This window comes from Pelomonas margarita, from assembly GCF_043555875.1.
Taxonomy (GTDB): Bacteria; Pseudomonadota; Gammaproteobacteria; order Burkholderiales; family Burkholderiaceae_C; genus Pelomonas; species Pelomonas margarita.
This window is the reverse complement of the sequence record NZ_JBIGHW010000011.1, coordinates 119,962-140,170: the sequence shown is the minus strand read 5'-3', so window position 1 is coordinate 140,170 and position 20,209 is coordinate 119,962. Positions and strand designations below refer to the sequence as shown.

At 72.4% G+C, this 20,209-nt stretch carries 15 protein-coding genes; 6 read left to right on the top strand and 9 right to left on the bottom strand.

The window, feature by feature from the left end; genetic code table 11:
• Positions 1 to 2: 2 nt before the first annotated feature.
• The 5 genes from ACG0Z3_RS18365 to ACG0Z3_RS18345 are packed head-to-tail and all read right to left on the bottom strand — an operon-like array spanning position 3 to position 6,739.
• Positions 3 to 968 (bottom strand): alpha/beta fold hydrolase, encoded by a 966-nt coding sequence (locus ACG0Z3_RS18365; protein ID WP_394400117.1) that lies wholly within the window; start codon positions 966 to 968, stop codon positions 3 to 5.
• Positions 958 to 1,722 (bottom strand): sulfurtransferase, encoded by a 765-nt coding sequence (locus ACG0Z3_RS18360; RefSeq protein ID WP_394400115.1) that lies wholly within the window; start codon positions 1,720 to 1,722, stop codon positions 958 to 960. Before ACG0Z3_RS18360 ends, ACG0Z3_RS18365 begins: the two co-directional genes overlap by 11 nt.
• 39 nt (positions 1,723 to 1,761) lie before the next feature.
• Positions 1,762 to 2,868, bottom strand: a complete 1,107-nt coding sequence (locus ACG0Z3_RS18355) for an HD domain-containing phosphohydrolase (protein ID WP_394400113.1) — start codon at positions 2,866 to 2,868, stop codon at positions 1,762 to 1,764.
• A complete protein-coding gene (locus tag ACG0Z3_RS18350) occupies positions 2,865 to 4,403 on the bottom strand; it encodes a hybrid sensor histidine kinase/response regulator (RefSeq protein ID WP_394400111.1) in 1,539 nt (512 codons plus the stop codon). The genes ACG0Z3_RS18355 and ACG0Z3_RS18350 overlap by 4 nt, the downstream gene beginning before the upstream one ends.
• Positions 4,400 to 6,739: a hybrid sensor histidine kinase/response regulator gene (locus tag ACG0Z3_RS18345; RefSeq protein WP_394400109.1), complete on the bottom strand. Its 2,340-nt coding sequence runs from the start codon at positions 6,737 to 6,739 to the stop codon at positions 4,400 to 4,402. Before ACG0Z3_RS18345 ends, ACG0Z3_RS18350 begins: the two co-directional genes overlap by 4 nt.
• 137 nt (positions 6,740 to 6,876) lie before the next feature.
• Between ACG0Z3_RS18345 and ACG0Z3_RS18340 the strand changes: the two genes are divergently transcribed.
• The 5 genes from ACG0Z3_RS18340 (at position 6,877) to feoB (ending at position 15,248) form a co-directional block, all read left to right on the top strand.
• Positions 6,877 to 8,043, top strand: coding sequence for a sensor histidine kinase (locus tag ACG0Z3_RS18340; protein ID WP_394400107.1), 1,167 nt, complete (start codon positions 6,877 to 6,879; stop codon positions 8,041 to 8,043).
• A 51-nt stretch (positions 8,044 to 8,094) separates the two neighbouring features.
• Positions 8,095 to 9,297, top strand: a complete 1,203-nt coding sequence (locus tag ACG0Z3_RS18335) for a transporter substrate-binding protein (protein ID WP_394400105.1) — start codon at positions 8,095 to 8,097, stop codon at positions 9,295 to 9,297.
• Positions 9,297 to 13,049 carry a response regulator gene (locus ACG0Z3_RS18330; RefSeq protein WP_394400103.1) on the top strand — a complete coding sequence of 1,251 codons (3,753 nt, stop codon included), beginning with the start codon at positions 9,297 to 9,299 and terminating at the stop codon, positions 13,047 to 13,049. The genes ACG0Z3_RS18335 and ACG0Z3_RS18330 overlap by 1 nt, the downstream gene beginning before the upstream one ends.
• An 82-nt stretch (positions 13,050 to 13,131) precedes the next feature.
• A complete protein-coding gene (locus ACG0Z3_RS18325) occupies positions 13,132 to 13,386 on the top strand; it encodes a FeoA family protein (protein WP_394400101.1) in 255 nt (84 codons plus the stop codon).
• A complete protein-coding gene (gene feoB, locus ACG0Z3_RS18320; RefSeq protein ID WP_394400099.1) occupies positions 13,383 to 15,248 on the top strand; it encodes a ferrous iron transporter B in 1,866 nt (621 codons plus the stop codon). Before ACG0Z3_RS18325 ends, feoB begins: the two co-directional genes overlap by 4 nt.
• Before the next feature lie 174 nt (positions 15,249 to 15,422).
• Here feoB and ACG0Z3_RS18315 read toward each other — a convergent pair whose 3' ends face one another.
• Positions 15,423 to 16,301, bottom strand: coding sequence for an alpha/beta fold hydrolase (locus ACG0Z3_RS18315; protein WP_394400097.1), 879 nt, complete (start codon positions 16,299 to 16,301; stop codon positions 15,423 to 15,425).
• A 114-nt stretch (positions 16,302 to 16,415) separates the two neighbouring features.
• Between ACG0Z3_RS18315 and ACG0Z3_RS18310 the strand changes: the two genes are divergently transcribed.
• Positions 16,416 to 17,396 (top strand): GlxA family transcriptional regulator, encoded by a 981-nt coding sequence (locus tag ACG0Z3_RS18310; protein WP_394400095.1) that lies wholly within the window; start codon positions 16,416 to 16,418, stop codon positions 17,394 to 17,396.
• Between the two features lie 12 nt (positions 17,397 to 17,408).
• Here the strand turns inward: ACG0Z3_RS18310 and ACG0Z3_RS18305 are convergent, their stop codons facing one another.
• Genes ACG0Z3_RS18305 through ACG0Z3_RS18295 form a run of 3 tightly spaced genes read right to left on the bottom strand, consistent with a single transcriptional unit; the run spans position 17,409 to position 20,196 of the window.
• Positions 17,409 to 18,344 carry a peptidylprolyl isomerase gene (locus tag ACG0Z3_RS18305; protein ID WP_394400093.1) on the bottom strand — a complete coding sequence of 312 codons (936 nt, stop codon included), beginning with the start codon at positions 18,342 to 18,344 and terminating at the stop codon, positions 17,409 to 17,411.
• Positions 18,345 to 18,355: 11 nt separating this feature from the next.
• Positions 18,356 to 19,234, bottom strand: a complete 879-nt coding sequence (locus tag ACG0Z3_RS18300; protein ID WP_394400091.1) for a hypothetical protein — start codon at positions 19,232 to 19,234, stop codon at positions 18,356 to 18,358.
• The gene (locus ACG0Z3_RS18295; protein ID WP_394400089.1) at positions 19,231 to 20,196 is read right to left on the bottom strand and encodes a glycoside hydrolase family 43 protein; all 966 of its coding nucleotides are present in this window, start codon (positions 20,194 to 20,196) and stop codon (positions 19,231 to 19,233) included. Before ACG0Z3_RS18295 ends, ACG0Z3_RS18300 begins: the two co-directional genes overlap by 4 nt.
• Between the last annotated feature and the right edge of the window lie 13 nt (positions 20,197 to 20,209).

Sequence of the window (20,209 nt, the reverse complement as noted above, 5' to 3'; positions counted from 1 at the left end):
GTTCAGTGGGCGACGCTGGGTAGCCAGTCGCGCAAGGCCGCAAGCGTAGCAGCCGGGTTTTCTTCCTGCGGCACATGGCCCAGGTCGGGGAAGCTGACGAGCCGGCTGCCGGGAATGGCCTGCTGGAAGGCCTGGCCCCAGCGCGGCGGGATCAGGCGGTCGCGCTCGCCCCACAGGATGAGCGTAGGCACGCGGATCTCAGGCAGCCGGGCCACGGGCCCGAGCGTGAGCTGGTCCATGCGCTGCATCAGCGCGGCGCGGTTGCCCTCGCGCAGCGTCAGCTCGTAGTAGCGGTCCACCGTTTCGCCGCGCACGCGCGCCGGCTCGCCGTAGACGTTCACCACGCTGCTCTCGACGGCGCGGCGCGGCAGCACCCAGCGCATGCCCTCGCGCAGCACGGGCAGTTGCGCGAGGCGAAAGCCCAGCGGCACGGACTCGGGCACGACCTCATGGCCGGCGGCGTCCACCAGCACCAGGCCGGCCACGCGCTCAGGGTCGGCCAGCGCCAGCTGCCAGGCGATGGCGCCGCCCAGCGAGTTGCCGGCGACGATGGCTCGTCCCACGCCCAGCCGCGCCAGCAGCTGGCGGGTGAAGGCCACATAACGCGCATCGCTGTAGTCGCCGTCGACGCTGGGGCCGGTCAGGCCGAAGCCGGGCAGGTCAAAGCTGATGACGCGCCGCGTGCGCGCCAGCTCGGTGGCCCAGCCCTCCCAGGTGTGCAGGCTGGCGCCGGTGCCGTGGATGAGCACCAGCGGCAGCGGGTCGCTGCTGGGGCCCTGGTCGCGCACATGCACGAGCAGGCCGTCCAGGTCGACGAAGTCCGACGGCGGCGGCGCCCAGCGTGGCACCAGGCTCTCCAGCGAGCGGTCCGGCGCCTTGCTGGCGGCAACGAGCAGCGCCGCCAGCATCAGCAGGATGCCAGCGGCCCGCAGCGCGACGTCGCCTAGCCGACCCATCTCAGCCGGCATCGCCGCCCGGCGCCGGCGCGACGGGCTGCAGGTCCGGGGCCAGCGACTCGCGCTCGTCAAACACGAAGCAGCCGCCGTGGTAGTGCGGGCCGCCGGTGTCCTCGAAATACTTCAGGATGCCGCCGTCCAGCTGCCAGGCCGTCAGGCCCTCGGCCTCCAGCACCATGGCGGCCTTCTCGCAGCGGATGCCGCCGGTGCAATAGCTCACGACGGTCTTGCCGGCCAGTTCGTCGCGGTGGGCGGCCAGCGCCTCGGGGAAGTCGCTGAACTTGTGCAGCCGCCAGTCGATGGCGCCGTCGAATGCGCCGACATCCACCTCGAAGCCGTTGCGCGTGTCCAGCAGGACGACCTCGCGGCCGTCGTCGTCATGGCCCTGGCCAAGCCAGCGCGCCAGCGTGGCCGGCGGTAGCGCGGGCGCGCGTGGCGCCTGGTCGGGGCGCACCGTGGGGCGGTTCATGCGGATGATCTCCCGTTTGACCTTGACCTTCAGGCGCTGGAAGGGCTGGGTCGCGCTCCAGCTCTCCTTGGGTGTCAGCGCGGCGAAGCGGTTGTCGGTGCGCAGCGCGTCCACCCAGGCGTTGACGGCCTCGGCCGGGCCGGCGAGGAAGAGGTTGATGCCTTCCTCGGCGATCAGCACCGTGCCCTTGAGGCTCAGGTGCTCGGCGTGCGCGTGCAGGCGATCGCGCAGCGCGGCAGTGTCCGCCAGCGAGACGAACAGGTAGCAGGAGATGTTGAGGATGGGGCCGGTCTGCATGGGGCGCGGATTATCGGGCCAGCGCCGCCCGGGCCGGCCTCAGTCGGCCCAGCGCGCCGCGATGGCCTTGACCGCGTCCTCGCAGGCGTTCAGCGCCTGCACCACTCGCGGGTCGAAGTGGCTGCCGCTGCCATCGCGGATGAAGGCGAGTGCCTCGTCGTGGCTCATGGGACGCTTGTACGGCCGCACGCTGATCAGCGCGTCGTACACGTCGGCCACCGCCATCAATCGCGCGGCCAGCGGGATGGCCTCGGCGGCCAGCCCGTCCGGGTAGCCGCTGCCGTCCCATTTCTCGTGGTGGTGGCGGGCGATCTGCTTGCCGAAGGTCAGCATGAGGCCGGCGTCGTCGCCCAGGCGGTCGATGGCGCGCTGCAGCAGGTCGGCGCCTTGCTCGGCATGCGTCTTCATGACGCGCCATTCGTCGGCCGACAGCTTGCCGGGCTTGAGCAGGATGCCGTCGGGGATGGCGACCTTGCCGATGTCGTGTAGCGGCGCGGCTTTGGCCAGCTCGTCGATGGCCTCGTCGGTCAGCTCTGCTGGCGCGCCCGGCTGGTCGGCGATCCAGCGCGCCAGCGTGCGCACGTACTCCTGCGTGCGCTGGATGTGGTTGCCGGTGTCGGCGTCGCGGAACTCGGCCAGGCCCACCATGACGAACAGCGTCGTGTCGCGCAGCCGCTCCACCTCGAGGCGGCGGGCCTCCAGCTCTCCGCTGAGCTGGTGGTTGTGGCGCAGCAAGTGGTCCTCGGCGAGCTTGAGCTGCAGGTGGGTGCGCACGCGCGCCAGCACGGTGGCGGGGTTGAAGGGCTTGTGGATGAAGTCGGCGCCGCCCGCGTCGAAGCCGGCGGTCTCGTCCTCGGGTCGAGCCAGGGCGGTCAGGAAAATGACGGGCACGCGCCGCGTGTCGGGGTCGGCCTTGAGCTGGCGGCAAACCTCGTAGCCGTCCATGCCGGGCATCATGATGTCGAGCACGATGAGGTCGGGCGCCTGGCGCCGGCAGATCTCCAGCGCCTTGGCGCCGTTGACGGCCAGGAGCACGCGGTAGTCCGGCTTGAGCACCTGGGCCAGCAGCGTCAGGTTGGCTGGCGTGTCGTCGACCACCAGCACCGTGGATTGCTGGGCCGGGGCGGGAGCGTCCTGCAGGGTCATGGGGTGTTCTTGCCGCGCAGTGCGGCCTGGGCTTCGTCGAAGTCGAACCGCTGCATGGCCCCAGCCAGCGCCTTGGCCTGCGGGCCGGGCAGGGTGTCCATGAAGGCGGAGCTGTGCTGCTCCCACAGGGCGACGGCCTGTGCATCGGCGTCGCCCAGCAGGGTGTCGAGCTCGCTGATCAGCGTGGCGGTGTCGGTGGCCGGGCCGCTGTCCTCGGTGACCAGCAGCGGCGAGGCCTGCAGGGTGGGCAGCGGGCTGTCCAGCGCCAGCAGGTGGCGCAGCATGTGGGGCAGCAGGGGCTTGGGTACCAGCGCATGCGCGCCCTGGCGCATTGCCCGTTCGCGCAGCACCGGCGTGTCGAAGGCGCTGAGCAGCACAATGCGCTGCGCGCGCGGCGGCCCAGCTTCGGCCAGACGCCGCAGCAGCTCGCTGCCTTCCATGTCGGGCAGCACCCAGTCCACCAGCAGCAGGTCGTGCGGTTGGCTGGCCGGCGTGGCGGCCAGCCGGCTCAGGCCTAACCGGCCCTGCGGCAGCACCTCCACGTGGGCGCCTGGCGCCAGCGCCTTGAGCAGGCCCAGCAGGCTGTCGTGGCCGGCGCTGTGCGGGGCCTGCACCAGCAGCACGCTGCGGGGCTGCGGCACGGCCGGCAAGGGCAGCTCGGGGCAGGGCGGCAGCGGCAGGCGCAGCTCGAAGCTGCTGCCGCGGCCCGGCGTGCTGGTGGCCATGAGCGTGCCGCCCATGCGCTGCGTCAGCGAGCGGCAGATGGCCAGCCCCAGGCCCACGCCACCGAAGCGCCGCGTGGCGCCGGCCTCGGCCTGTGCGAAGGGCGTGAACAGCCGCGCCAGCTGCTCGGGCGGCATGCCAAGCCCGCTGTCGCGCACGCGCAGCAGCCAGGCACCATCGCCACCCAGCCCAGCTGTCAGCTGCACTTGGCCGGCCGGCGTGAACTTGACCGCGTTCACCAGCAGCTCGGTGAGCAGCTGCGTCAGCCGCGCGGCATCGCCACGGCGCGCGCCCGCCGCGCCGAGCAGTTCGGGCGCGGCGATCTCGCACAGCAACTCCAGCTGCTTGGCCTGCGCGGCGGGGCGCACGGCGTCGAAGGCGTCGGCCAGCAACTGCTCCAGCCGCAAGGGCTCGGCGGCCAGCGGCATGCGGCCGGCGTCGAGGTCGACATAGTCCAGCAGGCTGTCGATGAGCTGGACCAGCGACTCGCCGGCCTGGGCCACCTCCTGAAGCTGGGCGCGCTGGGCTGCCTGCAGCCGCCCGGCCAGCAGCAGGTGGGTCTGGCCCAGCACGGTGTTCATCGGGGTACGGATCTCGTGGCCGATGTTGGCGAGGAAGTCGGACTTGGCGCGCGACGCGGCCTCGGCATCGGCCTGCGAGCGCAGCAGCTCGGCCCGGCCCGCATCGGCCTGCTCGCGGGCCTGGGCCAGGGTCTGCTGCAGCCGGCGCAGGCGCCATCCCAGCAGCAAGGCCACCAGCGCCAGTGCGGCGGCCAGGCCCGTCAGTAGCGGCAGGGCGGCGGGGCTGCTCACCGGGCCAGCTCCTGCGTGGTCTGCACGGCCTGCAGCGCGGCGTCGAAGTCCAGCGCATCGAGGGCCCGCGCCACGTCGGCGGCGGCGGCCGGGGCCAAGCCGCTGTCGGCACCGTGGGCGGCCCACCAGTCCAGCGCGCGTGCATCGCTCTGCGTCAGCAGCTGCTGCAGCTCGGCCAGGTCGCCCGGTGTAGGCGGCACGTCGGCGGCCGCCGGGACCGGCTGGGCCAGGAAGGCCTGCGCCTGCTGCAGCAGCGCTGCCAGCGCGGCCTCGACATCGGGCAGCTGCGCGCCGGCCAGCGTGGCGTCACCGGCGGCGGCGCTGCGCTCCAGCGCCAGCGCGACGCGGTGCAGCGGCCGGGCGCCCAGCGTGGCCGCCAGGCCTTGCAGCGTGTGCGCGGCGCGGCGCAGGTCGGGCCAGTCGCCGGCCTGCAGCCAGGTCGGCCAGCCGGCCAGGCCTGGCTCGTACTGCTGGACGAAGCCTTGCAGCGTGCGCCGGTACAGCCCGGCCTGGCCGTCGAAATGGCGCAGCCCGGCCGCGGTGTCCAGCACGGCGGGTGTCGCAAGGCGCCGGTAGCGCTGCAGTTCGCGCACGAGGCGCGTCACGTCCAGCGGCTTGGCGATATGGCCCTGCATGCCGGCGGCCAGGCAGCGGGCGCGCTCGTCGGGCAGCGCATGGGCCGTCATGGCCAGTATAGGCAGGGTCTCGAAGCCGGGCAGCTCGCGCAGGCGGCGCGTCGCGGTCAGGCCGTCGAGCACGGGCATCTGCAGGTCCATCAGCACGAGGTCGTAGGCGTCGGGGCCGGCCTCGATGAGCTTGTCCAGCGCCTCCTGGCCATTGGCGGCCAGCTCGACTCGGGCGCCCCGGCTGCCCAGCAGGCGCAGCGCGATCTCCTGGTTGACGGGGTGGTCCTCCACCAGCAGCACCTGCAGCGCCGAAAGCGATTGCCCGTCCAGCGTGGCGGCGGCGGGCTTGTCGGCGCCGGTGCTGGCGAGCAGCCGCCGCAGCTCGCCGGGCAGCAGCGGCTGCGCGCACAGCGCCCGAGCGCCGAAGGCGCGGGCCTGGGCGGCGGTCTCGTCGGCGCCGGGCCGGGCCAGCACGGCGATGCGCAGCGCCGGGTGGTCACGGCGGAGCCGGGCCAGCAGGTCGGCGCCGGTGGGGCCGGGGCCGGGCAGGTCGGCGCCCAGCAGCAGCCAGTCGAAGGGCTGGCCGGCCTCGCGGCCCTCGGCCAGCAGCGTGAGCGCGGCCGTCACGTCGGCCGCCACGCCCAGGCCCTCGCCCAGCCCGAGGTGGCCCAGCAGGGCGCGTGTGGCGGCCCGGCTGGCGGCGGCGGTGTCGGCCAGCAGCAGCCGGCAGGGCTTGATCGACGGCACCGGCAGCGCAGTCATGTCCAGCGGCAGGGCGAGGTGAATATCGAAGCGGCTGCCGGTGCCGGGGTCACTGTGCACGGCCAGGCGGCCGCCCATGAGCTCGACGAGGCGGCGTGTGATGGCCAGGCCCATGCCGGCACCGCCCAGGCGTCGCGGCACCGCGGCCTCGCCGTCGCCGAAGGCGCGGGCCAGCGCGGTGATCTGCTCGGCACTCAGGCCCACGCCACTGTCCTGCACGGTGAGGGTCAGCGGCACGCGGCCCTGGCCATCGGTCTCGGCGGCGGCCAGGCGCAGCGTCACCAGGCCTGCCGGCGTGAACTTCAGCGCGTTGGACAGCAGGTTCACCAGCACCTGCTGCAGCCGCAGCGCATCCCCGCGCAACTGGCCGCGCGTGGCCAGCAGCGAGGGGTCATCCCACTCGCAGGCCAGCGTGACGCCCGGGTCGGCATGCAGCGGCCGCACCAGCTCGACGGCCTGGGTTACCACGTCCTCCAGCCGCAGCGGGTGGGACTCGATGACCATCAGCCCGGCCTCGATGCGCGAGACGTCCAGTACGTCGTTGACAAGGCCGAGCAGCGTGCGCGAGGCCGCATCGGCCTTGGTCAGCAGGCTGCGCTGCTCGGGGCTGAGCGCCGTCTGCAGCGCGAGCTGCGTCATGCCCATGATGGCGTTCATGGGCGTGCGGATCTCGTGGCTGATCTGGGCGATGAAGCGCGCCTTGACCTCGGCGGCGGCCTGCGATGCCGTGGCGGGCGGGAGGGGGGCTTCGGGTGCGCGCGGGCGGCGCCACAGGGCCGCCAGTCCCAGCGGCGGCAGCGGCAGCAGCAGCAGGTTCAGCGCGAGCGCGGCGTCAAGGTCGGCGTCGAGAGCGCCGCTGCCGCGCAGGCCCAGCAGCAGCGCCAGCAGGGCCAGCAGGGCCATGAAGGCCACCAGGAGCAGGCCGAGCGTGAGGTGTCGCGTGAGCATGGAGGGTGAAAGGGTGCAGGTCGATTATCCGCAGCCGCCGGGGGCCGAGGCGTGGCAGGCGGGCCTCGGGCGCCCTGGGGAAAGCCCAGGCCCGTGTCGCCGTGCGGCAGCTGACGCTGCGGTTATCCTGACCAGCCATGCCGTTGATCCTTGTCGTCGATGACCAGCCCAGCAACATCCACGCGCTGTACCAGCTGCTGGTGGATGACTGCGAAGTGTCCATGGCCACCAGCGGCGCTGAGGCGCTGGCGTTCTGCGCACAGCAACTGCCTGACCTGATCCTGCTGGACGTGCTGATGCCGGAAATGAGCGGCTACGAGGTGTGCGACCGCCTCAAGGCCGACCCGCGCACGCGCGGCGTGCCGGTCATCTTTGTCACCGTGCAGGGCAGCGCCGACGACGAGGCCGAGGGCTTCGCGCATGGCGCGGTGGACTACATCCCCAAGCCCTTCGTCGACGTGGTGGTCAAGGCGCGTGTGCGCACGCAGCTGGCGCTCAAGCTGGCCTCCGAGAGCTTTGCGCGCTCGCAGATCGAGCTGTTCCAGCGCGACAAGCTGGCCTCGGTGGGCCGCACCATCGCCGGCATTGCGCAGGAGCTGAGTTCGCCGCTGGGCAATGCGCTGATCTCGGCCTGCACGCTGCAGGACGACGTGGCGCAACTGGGTGGCCTGGCGCAGGCCGGCCAGCTGCGGCGCAGCGACCTGGACAAGCACCTGCGCGTCAGCGAGGAGAGCGTGGGCCTGTTGCTGTCCAACCTGCAGCGCGCGCTGTCCATCGTCGACTCCTTTCTGCAGTCCACGGCCGATAACTTCGGCGACCAGCGGCGCAGCTTCTCGCTGCTGGAGCTGCTGCACGAGGTGGTGGCGGGCTTGGCGCCGTCGCTGGAGGCTCACCAGGTGGGCTGCGAGCTCGATGTCGGCGACGACCTGCACCTGCTGAGCTTCCGTGGCGCGCTGGCCAAGGTGCTGACGACGCTGATCCAGAACGCGGTCAAGCATGCCTACCGCGAGACGGGCGGGCAGGTGCACCTGAGGGTGCGCCCTCAGGGCACGGACCAGCTCGTGATCACCGTGCAGGACCACGGCATCGGCATGCCGCCGGGCGTGCTGGGGCGGGTGTTCGACCCCTTCTTCTCGACCCGCTTCGGCGCCCAGCGCAGCGAGCCGGGGCTGTACATCGTGCGCAACCTGGTGACCTTCGCGTTGGGCGGTCAAATCCAGGTGGAGTCCACGCCCGGCGTGGGCACGACGGCACGGCTGCTGCTGCCCATGATCTCGCCGGAGTCACGCCGGCTGACGAGTTAGCGGCCCGCCGCCACGCCCATGCGCCGCCGTCTTGTCTTGCTGGGAGGCGTGATGCTGCTGGTGACCGCGGCGGTGGCGGGACTGTGGTTGTTGCGTGCGCCGGCAGCCGAGGCCGCAGAGCGCGGGCCCATCGTCATCGGCGCGCTGCATGCGCAGAATGGCCCGCTGGCCGCCGCCGAGGCGCCGCTGCTGGCGGCATTGCGGTTGGCGGTGGACGAGATCAATCGCGATGGCGGCCTGCTGGGCCGGCGCGTGGAGCTGCAAGTGGAGGACACCGGCGGCAATGACGCCTCGGCGGTCGCTGCGGCCGCGCGGCGGCTCATCGTCGAGCAGCACGCGGTGGCACTGTTCGGTTGCGCCACCTTCACCTGCCGCCAGGCCGCGCGGACGATCGTGGAGGCGCAGCAGCACTTGCTGTTCTACCCGCTGGCCTACGAGGGGCTGGAACGCTCGCCCCATGTCGTCTATATGGGCGCCGTGCCCAACCAGCGCCAGTTGCCGGCTGCGGACTGGGCCATGAGCGGCTTCGGCCGGCGCGTCTTTCTGCTCGGGTCAGACGGAACGTACTCACGCCGCATGCACGCGGTGATGCGCGAGTTCGTGCCCCTGAGCGGCGGCCGGGTGCTGGGCGAGCGGCAGTTGCCGGCCGGGGCGTCCGGCATGGGCGCACTGGTCGCCGACCTGCGCCGGCTGCAGCCCGACCTCGTGCTCAGCACGCTGGGCGGCGAGAGCAACCGCGCGCTGTTCGATGCGCTCGTGACGGCCGATCTGGCCGAACTGCCGCTGCTGTCCTTCGCGGTCGGCGAGCCGGAGTTCAAGGCCTATGGCGCCGGCCGGCTGGGGCGTCATTTCACGGCTGCCAGCTATCTGCAGGCGCTGCCGGGGGCGGCCAACCAGGCTTTCATGGCCGGCCTGCGGCGCTACCAGGGGAGCGAGGCCTGCGAGGCGGCCGTGTCGTCCCATGCGGCCGTGAAACTGTGGGCCGCTGCGGTGCGCGAGGTGGGTGATGCTCAGCCGGCTGCGGTGGGCGCCAACGTGTTGCAGCAGAGCGCGCTGGCGCCGCAGGGCCCGACGGCGCTGGACGGGCAGAGCCGCCATCTGTGGCACAGCTTGCGCATGGCCCAGGTGCAGCCCGACGGCCGGCTGGCCGAGGTCTGGCACGACCCGCGCCAGATCCGGCCCATGCCCTGGCCGGTCTTCCGCACGCATGACCAGTGGCGCGCCATCGTCGACCCGCAGGGAGGCTTGCGCTGATGGCCACCGACTCCGACGAGCCGCGCAGCCCGGCCTGGCGCATCGCGCCGGCGCTGCTGCTGGGCTTCATGCTGCTGTCCATGCTGCCGCTGGGCGTGATGGGCGTCTGGCAGCTGGGCAGCTACGAGCGCAGCCTGCGCGAGACCGTCACCGAGCGGGTGGTGGCCGTGGCCCGCAAGAAGGCGACGGAGATCAACGAGTATTTCAGCGAGCTGCAGATCGACGCGCATCTGACGGCGGCCTCGTCGGTGACGCGCGAGTTGCTGCTCGATGCCGGGTCGGCGGGCCAGCTGCCGGACGGCGGTCGCTCGCTGTACGGCCGGCTGCTGGACACCGGCAAGTACGACAACGTGATGCTGGTGCGCCCGGACGGGCGCGTCGCGTTCACGTTGCGCCCGCTGGCGGGCAGCAGCGAAGGGCTGGCCACGCTGGATGGCGGGGTACTGGCGGGCAGCGGCCTGTTGGCCGCGCACCGGCGCGCGATGGGCCGCCTGGACGCGCAGCTCACGCCGGTGGCGCAGCACCGTTTCGATGAGCCGGCCACGCTGTATTTCGTGCAGGCTGTCGTGCACGGCGACCAGGTGCTGGGCACGCTGGTGCTGCAGATCCGGTTGACGCGGCTGCTGGGGGTGGCGACAGACACGGCCGGGCTGGCGATCAGCGGCGAGACCATCCTGGTGCAGCGCCACGGCGACAAGGCCTACTTCGTCAACGAGCTGCGGCGCGACCCGCGCAAGTACGCCGCGCAGGCGCTGGACCCGCTGGCCGCCGATGCCATCCCGGCGCTGCGCGGGTTGCGCGGCGAGAGCGGCAGCGGGCTGACACGCAATTACGCCGGCGTGTCGGTGGTGTCGTCGTGGCGGCATCTGCCGGTGCTGGACTGGGGCATTGCCGTCAATGTCGACGCGGACGACGCCTTCGCCTCCGCGCATGCGCTGCGCAACCAGCTGCTGGCGGCGCTGGGCATCGCGCTGTTGCTGGCGCTGGGCCTGGCGCTGCTGGCCGGGCGGCGACTGATGCAGCCGGTGCAGTCGCTGAACCGGGCGGTGGCGCGCATCGCCGGCGGCAACCTGGACGAGCGCGCGCCGATCTGCGGCTTCCGCGAGTTCCGCGAGCTGGCGCGCAACTTCAACCACATGACCGAGCAGCTGATCGTCGAGAAGCAGCTGCTGGAGGCGCGTGTGGAGCAGCGCACGCGGGCGCTCAACGACAGCGAGCAGCGCTTTCGCGGCGTGTTCGAGCGGGCGCAGGTGGGCATTGCGCTGTGCGATGCGCAGGGCGTCGTGCTCGATGTCAACCTGGCGCTCACCGCCATGCTGTGCCGCACCGCCGACGAGCTGCGTGGCGGCAAGCTGGCGGACCTGCCGGATTTCCGCCCCGGCCGCCTGCCCGGCGGCGAGCTGAACCGGCTGGCCGCCGGGCGCATGGAGCATGTGCGCTTCGAGCGCGGCTTCGCGTTGCCGGGCGGCGGCGAGCTGTTCGCGGACGGCAGCGCCAGCGCCATCCGCGACCGGCGCGGGCGTCTCGTCAACGTGGTGCAGATGCTTATCGACGTGACCGAGCGTCATCGCGCCGAGATCGAGCTGGTGCGCGCCCGCGTGACGGCCGAGGCCGCCAGCCAGGCCAAGAGCGATTTCCTGGCCAACATGAGCCACGAGATCCGCACGCCCATGAACGGTGCTTTGGGCATGCTCAACCTGCTGCTGCGCACCGAGCTGTCACCGCGCCAGCACGACTACGCCGCCAAGGCCCGCACGGCCGCGCAGGCGCTGCTGGCCGTCATCAACGACGTGCTGGACTTCTCCAAGGTCGAGGCCGGCAAGATGGAGCTGGACCCGCACCGCTTCGAGCTCAGCGACTTCATGCGCGAGCTGGCTGTCATCCTGTCGGCCAACGTGGGCAGCAAGGACATCGAGGTGCTGTTCCGGCTCGACCCGCGCCTGCCGCCCGCGCTGGTGGGCGACACGACGCGGCTGCGCCAGGTGCTGCTGAACCTGGCCGGCAACGCGCTGAAGTTCACCGAGCGCGGCGAGGTGGTGCTGGCGCTGACGCTGTTGCCGGACGCGCAGCCGGGGCGCGCGCGCATTCGCTTCGAGGTCATCGACACCGGCATCGGCATCGCGCCCGACAAGCTGGAGCACATCTTCACCGGCTTCAGCCAGGCCGAGCAGGCGACCTCGCGCCGCTACGGCGGCACCGGCTTGGGCCTGGCCATCAGCCGCCGGCTCGTCGCGCTGATGGGCGGCGAGCTGCGCGTGGACAGCCGTGTGGGGGAGGGCAGCCGCTTCCACTTCGAGCTGGCGCTGCCCGAGGCGGCGGCCGACCCGCAGGGCGAGCTGCTGCAGCGGCCCGGCCTCAAGGTGCTCATCGTCGACGACAACCCGATGGCCCGCGAGGTGCTGCAGGGCATGGGCGCCAGCCTGGGCTGGGACTGCGACCTGGCCGCCAGCGGCGAGCAGGCGCTGGCGTTGGTGCACCTCGCGGCCGAGCAGGGCGAGCCGCACTACCAGCTCATCCTGATGGACTGGCGCATGCCGGGGCTGGACGGCTGGGAGACGTCGCGCCGCATCCGCGACAGCCACGAGTCCGACGCGCCGGTCATCATCATGGTCACCGCCCACGGCCGCGAGCTGCTGGCCGAGCGCAGCGAGCAGGAGATCGCGTCGCTGGGCGGCTACCTGGTTAAGCCCGTCACGGCGTCCATGCTGCAGGATGCCGTCGCCGAGGCCAAGCAGGGCACGCCGCGCCACCGCCGCGCCGAGGCCGGCCAGCAGCGCCTGGCCGGGCTGCGCCTGCTGGTGGTGGAGGACAACGGCTTCAACCAGCAGGTGGCGCAGGAACTGCTGGAGGACGAGGGCGCCATCGTCACGCTGGCTGGCGGCGGCGTGGAGGGCGCCCACCTCGCGCTGGTGACCGAGCCGCCGTTCGACGCCATCCTGATGGACCTGCAGATGCCCGACATCGATGGCTTCGAGGCCACGCAGCGCATCCTCAAGCAGCGGCCCGACAGCCTGGTCATCGCGATGACCGCCAACGCCATGGACGCCGACCGCCAGGCCTGCCTGGCCGCCGGCATGCGCGACCACGTCGCCAAGCCGGTGGACCTGGAGCAGCTCGTGGCCAGCCTGCGGCGCCACGCGGGCCGGGCCGAGGCCGCCGTGTCCGCGCCGCCGCCGGCCGCGCCACCGCGCCTGCTGGACAGCGCCGCCGCGCTGCAGCGCCTGGGCGGGCGGCAGGCGCTGTATGAGCGGCTGGTGGCCTCGTTCGCCCAGGATGCGCCGGCCGAGATCGACAGCCTGCGCCGCAGCCTGCGCGAGGCCAGCGTGCCCGATGTTGCCCGCGCACTGCACACGCTGCGCGGCCTGGCCGGCGCGGTGGGCGGCAATGCGCTGGCTGCGCTGGCGGGCACGCAGGAGCAGGCCGTGCGCACCCAGGGCGACGTGGCCGGCGCCGACCCCGCCGCGCTGCGGGCGCTGCTGGACGAGACGCTGGCGGCGCTGCGGCCGGCCGCACAGACCGCGCCGGCCGGTGGGCCCGCCGATGCGCTCGACGTCCCGCAGGCGCTGCAGCAGCTGCGCCAGCTGCTGGCCGAACGCAATATGCGCTCCGTGGCGCTGTGCGAACAGCTGGCCGGTCACGCCCAGGCGCTGGGCCCCGGCTTTGGCACGCTGAATGCGGCCGTGGGCCGGCTGGACTTCGCCACGGCGCTCAAGGCCTGCGACGCGCTGCTGGCCAGCCCGCAGCGCGGCTGAATCCCGCCACGTCCGGCGCGGCCGTGGCGGTGTTTAGAATGAGAACTGTTCTCAATATTGGCGTCGCCGCCGCAAGCCCTCCATGTCCGAGCCGCTGCCCTCCAGCCTCGCCCACGCCCCTGCCGGGCTGGCGCTGACCGTCCAGCAGGTCAGCGCGCCGGCGCATTCGCCGGAATGGGCGACCTGGCTGTCCGACCTGGGCTTTCTGCCGGGCGAGGCCGTGCGCGTGATGCGCCGCGCCCGCCTCAGTGATGGCAACCTGGTGGTGCGCGTCGGGCAGTCGACGTTCGCGCTGCGCCATGCCGAGGCCAACTGCATCGCGGTGACGCCGCGATGACCGAGGCGCCCATCCATGTCCACCGCGGTGGCAAGCTGGTCGCGCTCGTCGGCAACCCGAACTGCGGCAAGACCGCGTTGTTTAACGGCCTGACCGGCAGCCACCAGAAGGTGGCTAACTACGCCGGCGTGACGGTCGAGCGCAAGGAGGGCCGCCTCGTCACGCCCGCCGGCAGGACGCTGCGCCTGCTGGACCTGCCCGGTACCTACAGCCTGCACCCGCGCTCGCCGGACGAACGCGTCACATGCGACGTGCTGGCCGGCCGCGCCCGCGGCGAGAAGCGGCCGGATCTGGTCGTGTGCGTGCTGGATGCCACCAACCTGCGCCGCACGCTGCGCCTGCTGATGGCGGTGCGTCGGCAGGGGCTGCCGGTAGTCGTCGCGTTGAACATGGCCGACCTCGCCGCCAAGCGCGGCATCGAGGTGGACGCGGCGGCGCTGAGCGCAGTGCTGGGCGTGCCCGTGGTGCGCACCGTCGCCATCCACAAGCAGGGCCTGAGCGCGCTGGGCGCGGCGCTGGACAGCCCCGAGGCCTGGCAGGCGCCGCCCGTCAGCGCCGATCTCGGCGTGGACGATCAGGCCACCATCCATGCGCTGCTGACCGGCCTGGGCCTGGCCGAGGAGTTGCCGGAGCTGCCCGGTGACCGCGTCGACCGCGTGCTGCTGCACCCCGTGTTCGGCTCGCTGATCCTGGCCGTGCTGCTGTTCTTCCTGTTCCAGGCCGTGTTCGCCTGGGCCGAGACGCCGATGGGGCTGATCGAGGCGGCCACCGCCTGGGCCGGCGAGCAGGTGGGCAACTGGCTGCCCGAGGGCTGGCTGCGCAGCCTGCTGGTGGACGGGGTCGTCGCCGGCCTGGGCGGCGTGGTCGTGTTCCTGCCGCAGATCCTGATCCTGTTCTTCTTCATCCTCGTGCTGGAGGAGTCGGGCTACCTGCCGCGCGCCGCGCTGCTGCTGGACCGACTGATGGGCAGCGTGGGCCTGTCGGGGCGCAGCTTCATCCCGCTGCTGTCCAGCTTCGCGTGCGCCATCCCCGGCATCATGGCGTCGCGCTCCATCGCCAACCCGCGCGACCGGCTGGTCACCATCATGATCGCGCCGCTGATGACCTGCTCGGCGCGCCTGCCGGTCTATGCGCTGCTGATCGCGGCCTTTATCCCCAACCGCGAGGTGGGCGGCTTCGAGCTGCAGGGCCTGGTGCTGTTCGGGCTGTACGTGGCGGGCATCCTCGGCGCGCTCGCGGTGGCCTGGGTCATCAAGCGGCTGGGCAGTTCCGGCCGCGAGGTGCGCCCGCTGATGATGGAGCTGCCGGCCTACCACTGGCCGCAGCCGCGCAGCGTGGCCATCGGCCTGTGGCAGCGGGCCGTGATCTTCCTGAAGCGCGTGGGCGGCATCATCCTCGTGATGACCATCGCCCTGTGGGTGTTGTCCACCTTCCCGGCGCCGCCGGCCGGCGCGACGGGCGCGCCCATCGAGTACAGCATCGCCGGCTATCTGGGCCGCGCGCTCGCCGTCATCTTCGAGCCGCTGGGCTTCAACTGGCAGATCAGCCTGTCGCTGGTGCCCGGCATGGCGGCGCGCGAGGTGATGGTCAGCGCGCTGGGTACCGTGTACGCGCTGTCGGCGACCGGGGACGACACCGCCGGTGCGCTGGCGCCGCTGATCGCGCAGACCTGGAGCCTGGCGACCGCGCTGTCGCTGCTGGCCTGGTTCGTGTTCGCGCCGCAATGCCTGGCCACGCTGGCAGCCATCAAGCGCGAGACCGGCGGCGTGAAGATGGCGCTGGCTGCGGCGGGCTATCTGTTCGGCCTGGCCTACCTGGCGTCGTTCATCACCTACCGCGTGGCACTGCATCTCGGCGGCTGAGAGGTTGAGAGTCTTTCACCCATGCCCGCCTTGCACGCCAAATCGCCCTCGCCCGTCGTTGCAAATGCTCGCCATAGCCCGAGCTATGGCTGCGCTTTGCGCCTCGTTCGAGGGCGCTTTGACGCGCCTTTCTGGCACGGCCGAAAAACTCTCAACCTCTGAGGCTCCGGCGGCTCACGTTGCCCGGGCCGCTGCCTCTGCATAGAAGCGCAGCAGCCGCTGCGCGACGAGCCGGGGCTCCTCCGCCGGCAGCCAATGGCCGCTGTCGGGCACGTACTCCACAGCGGCAGTGCCGAAGCGCGTTGCATGGTGGCGGCCGATGTAGGGGTCGTGCTCCGCCCACAGCACCAGCGAAGGCACCCGGGCCGTCAGTTGCCGCAGGCGGTCCTCCCAACCCGCAAAGTTCCTGGGGTCGGTGGCCCGGTACAAGCGCAGGACCATGCGCTTGGTGGCCGGCGTGATCAAGGCATAGGTGCGCGCGATCTGCGCCCGTGTCAGCTTGCGGGAACCACGCCGCATCTCGCGCGCGAAGCCGCCGGCCGTCGTCAGCGCCTGCACCAGCTCACCGATCACCGGCAGGCGCCACAGGCGACCGAACAGGTGCCAGCGGTAGTCCGACGCGAACACGGTGTTCATGATCACCAGGCTGCGTACCTTGTGCGGGTGCGTCACGGCCCACGCCAAGCCGAAGGGGCCACCGAAGTCGTGCACGACCAGGTGGATCGGCTGCGCAATACCCAGCGCATCGACGAGGCCGTCGACGAAGGCGGCCATCCCTTGTAGAGAGCAGTCGAAGTCGGCGGGGGCGGTCGAGTGGCCGAAGCCGGGCAGGTCCGGCGCGATGCAGCGGTGGTGCGCCCGCAGGTCAGCGATGACCTCGCTCCAGACTTCGGAGGAGTCGGGGTTGCCGTGGAGAAACAGCACGGGCTCACCTGCGCCCTGATGGATCAGGTGCACCCGTGACCGGCCGACCTGCACCGTCGTGGCGGCGTCGTCTGCTGCGCGCGCTGCCGGGTTCTCGCCGGCGCCGGCTGGGATGTCGATGGTGGTCATGGTCTGCATCGTGGTGAAGTCGCTGCTGATTGTGGGCATGGCGTCCGACGAGCAGAATGGCAGGAAAAGACAATTTGCTCACCAAACATGCCAACGCCGAATTCACCCGCCCCGATGCAGCTGGGGCTGCTGCTGTACCCAGGCTGCATGCCGACCGGCCTGTATGCCGCGGCGGATCTGGTCGCGGCATGCAATCTGCGGCTCGGGCGCGAGCGCATCCGGGTGGTCTGGGGTGGCCTCGATACCCAGCCCGTCGCCGTGGCGCAGGGGCCGGCGTTGCAGCCGCAGGCCGCGCTGGGCGCTTGCGCGTGCGAGGCGTGGCTGCTGCCGGGCCTGTGGCTGGCCTGCGTCGACCAGCTGGGGCCGACGCTGGCGCAGCACGGCGCGTTGATCGAGCAGCTGCGCCGGCTGCCGCGGCGCAGCCAGGTGTGGAGCTACTGCGCCGGTGTCGCGCTGCTGGCCGCGGCCGGCCTGCTGGACGGCCGCGAGGCAACGGCGACCTGGTGGCTGCTGCCAGCGCTGGCCGCGCGGTTTCCGCGCGTGCACTGGCGTGATGCGCCGACCGTCGCGAGCGGCCGTGTCGTGACGGCCTCGGGCCCCGCAGGCCATCTGCCGCTGATGCTCGATCGCCTGGCGCTGCGCTTCAGCAGCGAGGTGCTGTACGACGTCCAGCAGGTGCTGATGCTGCCCCAGCCACGCAGCCGGCACGAGAGCTTCAACCCTGTCGAGATGATGGCTCTGCGCGACCCGGCGTTGCGGCAGCTGCTGGCGTTCGCCCAGCGCACGCCCGCCCAGGCGTTGAGCCTGGCCAGTGCGGCCGAGCACCTGAACTTGTCGGTGCGTACCTTGAGTCGCCGGGTGATGGCCGGCACCGGCGTGCCGGCTGGTGACTGGCTGCGCCGGGTCAAGCTGAGCCAGGTGGCCGAGGCCCTGCGGCTGACGCGCACCCCGATCAAGGCGATCGCTGCTGACCTGGGCTTCGGCAGCGAGGCCGGCCTGCACCGTGCGTTCAAGCTGGTGACCGGGCTGACACCGTCGGCCTACCGCCAGGCCTACGGCGAGACCCGGGGCGATCTCACCCCATCGCCCGGCTAGGTGGACGGCGGCTCAGGGCGCTGGCCGTGTCGGCACGTTGGCGCTGCAGATGTCGATGTAGCCCGGGCTGTGCACGAACCAGCCGCTGCGGTGGCGGCGGGCATCCAACAGGCGGGCCCAGGTGGCGGACTCGGTGCGCAGCACCTGCAGCGCCGGCCGCTCCTCGGCGGGCATGTCGGCCAGCAGCCGCACGCGCTGGATGCCGGTGCGCTGCTCGGGCTTGTCGTAGAAGCCCATGGCGCCGCTGCCGCGCGGCAGCGCGGCCAGGTGCTCCATGCCCTTGATGACGCGGCCGACGACGGTGATGTTCAGGTCCAGCCCGCGCGGGGCCTGGCCGATGACGGCATAGAGCTCGGCGCCATTGCTCGAATCGACGGCGTCGCTGCGGCCAGCGCCCACCACGCCGTAGCAGTGCGCGAGCCAGGCCTTGCCCGTCTTGGGGTTGGCGGCCACCGCGAAGCCCTCGGCGAAACCGGTGCGCGGCGCCCAGCCTTCGGCGTCGCGCAGGCGGGTGAAGCCGGCGGCCTTGCCGACGCGGTCCAGCGGCACCGAGAACTCGGCGGGCAGCTTCGCGCTGGCGCCCTCGGGCAGCGGCCGGGCCTTGGTGGGGTCGTCGCCGTCGGGGTCGCCCCACTGGGTGACGAAGTTGTCCTGCACGCGCACGACGGCCAGGCCGTTCCAGTAGCCGCCGCGGGCCAGCGCGCGGATGTTGGCGACGTGGGCGGGCGCGAAGCGCGGCGCCAGCTCGATGAGAGCCTGGCCCGAGGGCAGTTCCATCAGCAGCGTGTTGTCGGGGTCCAGCCCGCGCCAGTGGCTGGCGGGCGATGCTGCCAGGATTTCCTGGGCGCTCATCTTGGGTGCGGGGGCCGGCTTGGTCTTCTTGGCCGGCGCCGCCAGCGCCGTGGACAGCAGACCGGCCGTGGCCAGCGCGAGGGCGAGGTGTTTCATGGGCGCGCAGCTTAGCGCGGCAGGAAGCGGTGCAAATCCCGCGCTCGCAGCGCCGCCGCCAGCCGTTGCGCCAGCGCCTGTGCGCCCGGCGGCGCCCGCTCCGCGCGCGACGCCGCGCAGCCGTCACCCCGCAGGCAGGCCAGCCAGACGGCGGGGTCGCGCTCGTCGCAGGCCAGGCCGAACTGGCAGGGCAGCAGGTGCAGCGCGGCCTGGGCGGTGGCACGGCTGGCTTCGTCGTCGAAACGCTGGCCGTCGAAGTACAGCACCGGCTCGCCGTCGAGGCGCTGCAGCAGCAGGCGCTCGCGGAGTTCGTCCAGCAGCAGCGCGTCGGGCCGGGCCATCACGGCCTGCAGCAAGGGCGCGCCGTCCAGGTCGGACTGCTGCACGGCCAGCAGCGGGTCGCCGGCCGCGTCATCGGGCGCCACGTTGACGAGCGCCAGCCACTCGGCGTTCGCGAACTGCCCGCAGCCGGCCGCCAGCGCGGCATGGCGGGCGACGGCGCGCTGGTGGCGGGCATCGTTGGCGTCGGCCGTGTCCGCGGGCTGCAGGGCTGCCAGCTCCGCGCAGCGCCGGGCCAGCGCGCGGGCATAGAGGCGCCCGCCGTGGGCGCGGGCGGCCAGCGCCTGGTGCAGCGTCGCGCGCAGCGCGGTGTCGGGGGCCGTCAGCAACGCGGTCAGGTCGGGAGCGGCAGCCACCGCCGGACCCGTGGCGGCTGGCGGGCGCGCGATGGGCGGCGGATCGGCCACGCGACCGCCGTGCGTGATGTGCAGCGCGACGCTCGCGGTGGCCACTGCCTGGGCGGGCGGCGCGGCGGGCTCGGCGGGAGGGCCCCACCAGGCCCAGCACACCAGCGCTAGCCCGAGCACCAGGGCCGCGGGCGGCGCGATCACCAGACCGCCTGCGGCCATCCGTCGGAGCCCCAGGTCACGTTGCCGATGAACAGCACCGGGGCGCCGTTGTTGTTCGCGTCGTAGGCGTGCCAGGCCATCACCGAGCCGTCGCTCAGCAGCGACTGCCCGCCCGGGCCCTTGAAGCGCGTGCCGCTGGATGCCAGCACGGTGCCGCCGCCGGACATCATGGCCACGCCGGCCTTGTCGGTATACGGCCCGGTGATGGACGTGGAGCGGCCGACGACGATGCGGTAGGTGCTGTTCGCGCCCTGGCAGCACGCGCCCTTGGATGCGAACAGGTAGTACCAGCTGCCGCGGCGCACGACGAAGCCGTTCTCGATGCCGTTGGCCGTGTCGCGCGCGATGTTGACGAGGCCTCCCGTCGGCGGCTTCAGGTTCACCTTGCTGACGCGGGTGATGTAGATGCCGTTCCAGAATGAGCCGAACACGAGGTAAGGATCGCCGTTGGCGGCCAGCACGAAGGCCGGGTCGATGGCGTTGTAGCCGTCGCCAGCCTTGGAGCTCAGGATGGCGCCCTGGTCCACCCATTGGCCGGCCGCGATGCCGCCGGCCGACGTCGCCAGGCCGATGGCCGACTTCTGCGAGCCGAAGCTGGACACCGCGTAGTAGCAGTAGCCCAGCCCGTTGTACTCGCCGCAGCCGGGCGCCCACACCATGGCGGTCTTGTTGGTCGGCAGGTAGGTCTTCCACCAGGCCAGGCCGGCGCTGAAGATGGGACCACCCTGCGTCCATGCCGTGCCGTTGGCGGAGTACTTCACGGCGATGCCGCCGTTGTCGGTGGTCTCGAACAGCCACCAGGTGGCGCTGGTCTTGTAGAGGTGCGGGTCGTGCGTGCCGATGGCGCCGGTCAGCGTCCAGGGGGCCGCCTGCGGGGCCGTCAGGGTGGCGGCGAGCGCGCAGCCGGTGGCCAGCCTCAGCAGGCTCTTCAGGGTCAGGAACATGGGGTGTCTCCGG

Excerpts from the sequence above, each read along its gene's own strand:
- ACG0Z3_RS18365 (WP_394400117.1), bottom strand. The coding sequence starts at position 968 with ATGCCGGCTGAGATGGGTCGGCTAGGCGACGTCGCGCTGCGGGCCGCT.
- ACG0Z3_RS18360 (WP_394400115.1), bottom strand. The coding sequence starts at position 1,722 with ATGCAGACCGGCCCCATCCTCAACATCTCCTGCTACCTGTTCGTCTCG.
- ACG0Z3_RS18355 (WP_394400113.1), bottom strand. The coding sequence starts at position 2,868 with ATGACCCTGCAGGACGCTCCCGCCCCGGCCCAGCAATCCACGGTGCTG.
- ACG0Z3_RS18345 (WP_394400109.1), bottom strand. The coding sequence starts at position 6,739 with ATGCTCACGCGACACCTCACGCTCGGCCTGCTCCTGGTGGCCTTCATG.
- ACG0Z3_RS18340 (WP_394400107.1), top strand. The coding sequence starts at position 6,877 with ATGCCGTTGATCCTTGTCGTCGATGACCAGCCCAGCAACATCCACGCG.
- ACG0Z3_RS18335 (WP_394400105.1), top strand. The coding sequence starts at position 8,095 with ATGCTGCTGGTGACCGCGGCGGTGGCGGGACTGTGGTTGTTGCGTGCG.
- ACG0Z3_RS18330 (WP_394400103.1), top strand. The coding sequence starts at position 9,297 with ATGGCCACCGACTCCGACGAGCCGCGCAGCCCGGCCTGGCGCATCGCG.
- ACG0Z3_RS18325 (WP_394400101.1), top strand. The coding sequence starts at position 13,132 with ATGTCCGAGCCGCTGCCCTCCAGCCTCGCCCACGCCCCTGCCGGGCTG.
- feoB (WP_394400099.1), top strand. The coding sequence starts at position 13,383 with ATGACCGAGGCGCCCATCCATGTCCACCGCGGTGGCAAGCTGGTCGCG.
- ACG0Z3_RS18315 (WP_394400097.1), bottom strand. The coding sequence starts at position 16,301 with ATGACCACCATCGACATCCCAGCCGGCGCCGGCGAGAACCCGGCAGCG.
- ACG0Z3_RS18310 (WP_394400095.1), top strand. The coding sequence starts at position 16,416 with ATGCAGCTGGGGCTGCTGCTGTACCCAGGCTGCATGCCGACCGGCCTG.
- ACG0Z3_RS18305 (WP_394400093.1), bottom strand. The coding sequence starts at position 18,344 with ATGAAACACCTCGCCCTCGCGCTGGCCACGGCCGGTCTGCTGTCCACG.
- ACG0Z3_RS18295 (WP_394400089.1), bottom strand. The coding sequence starts at position 20,196 with ATGTTCCTGACCCTGAAGAGCCTGCTGAGGCTGGCCACCGGCTGCGCG.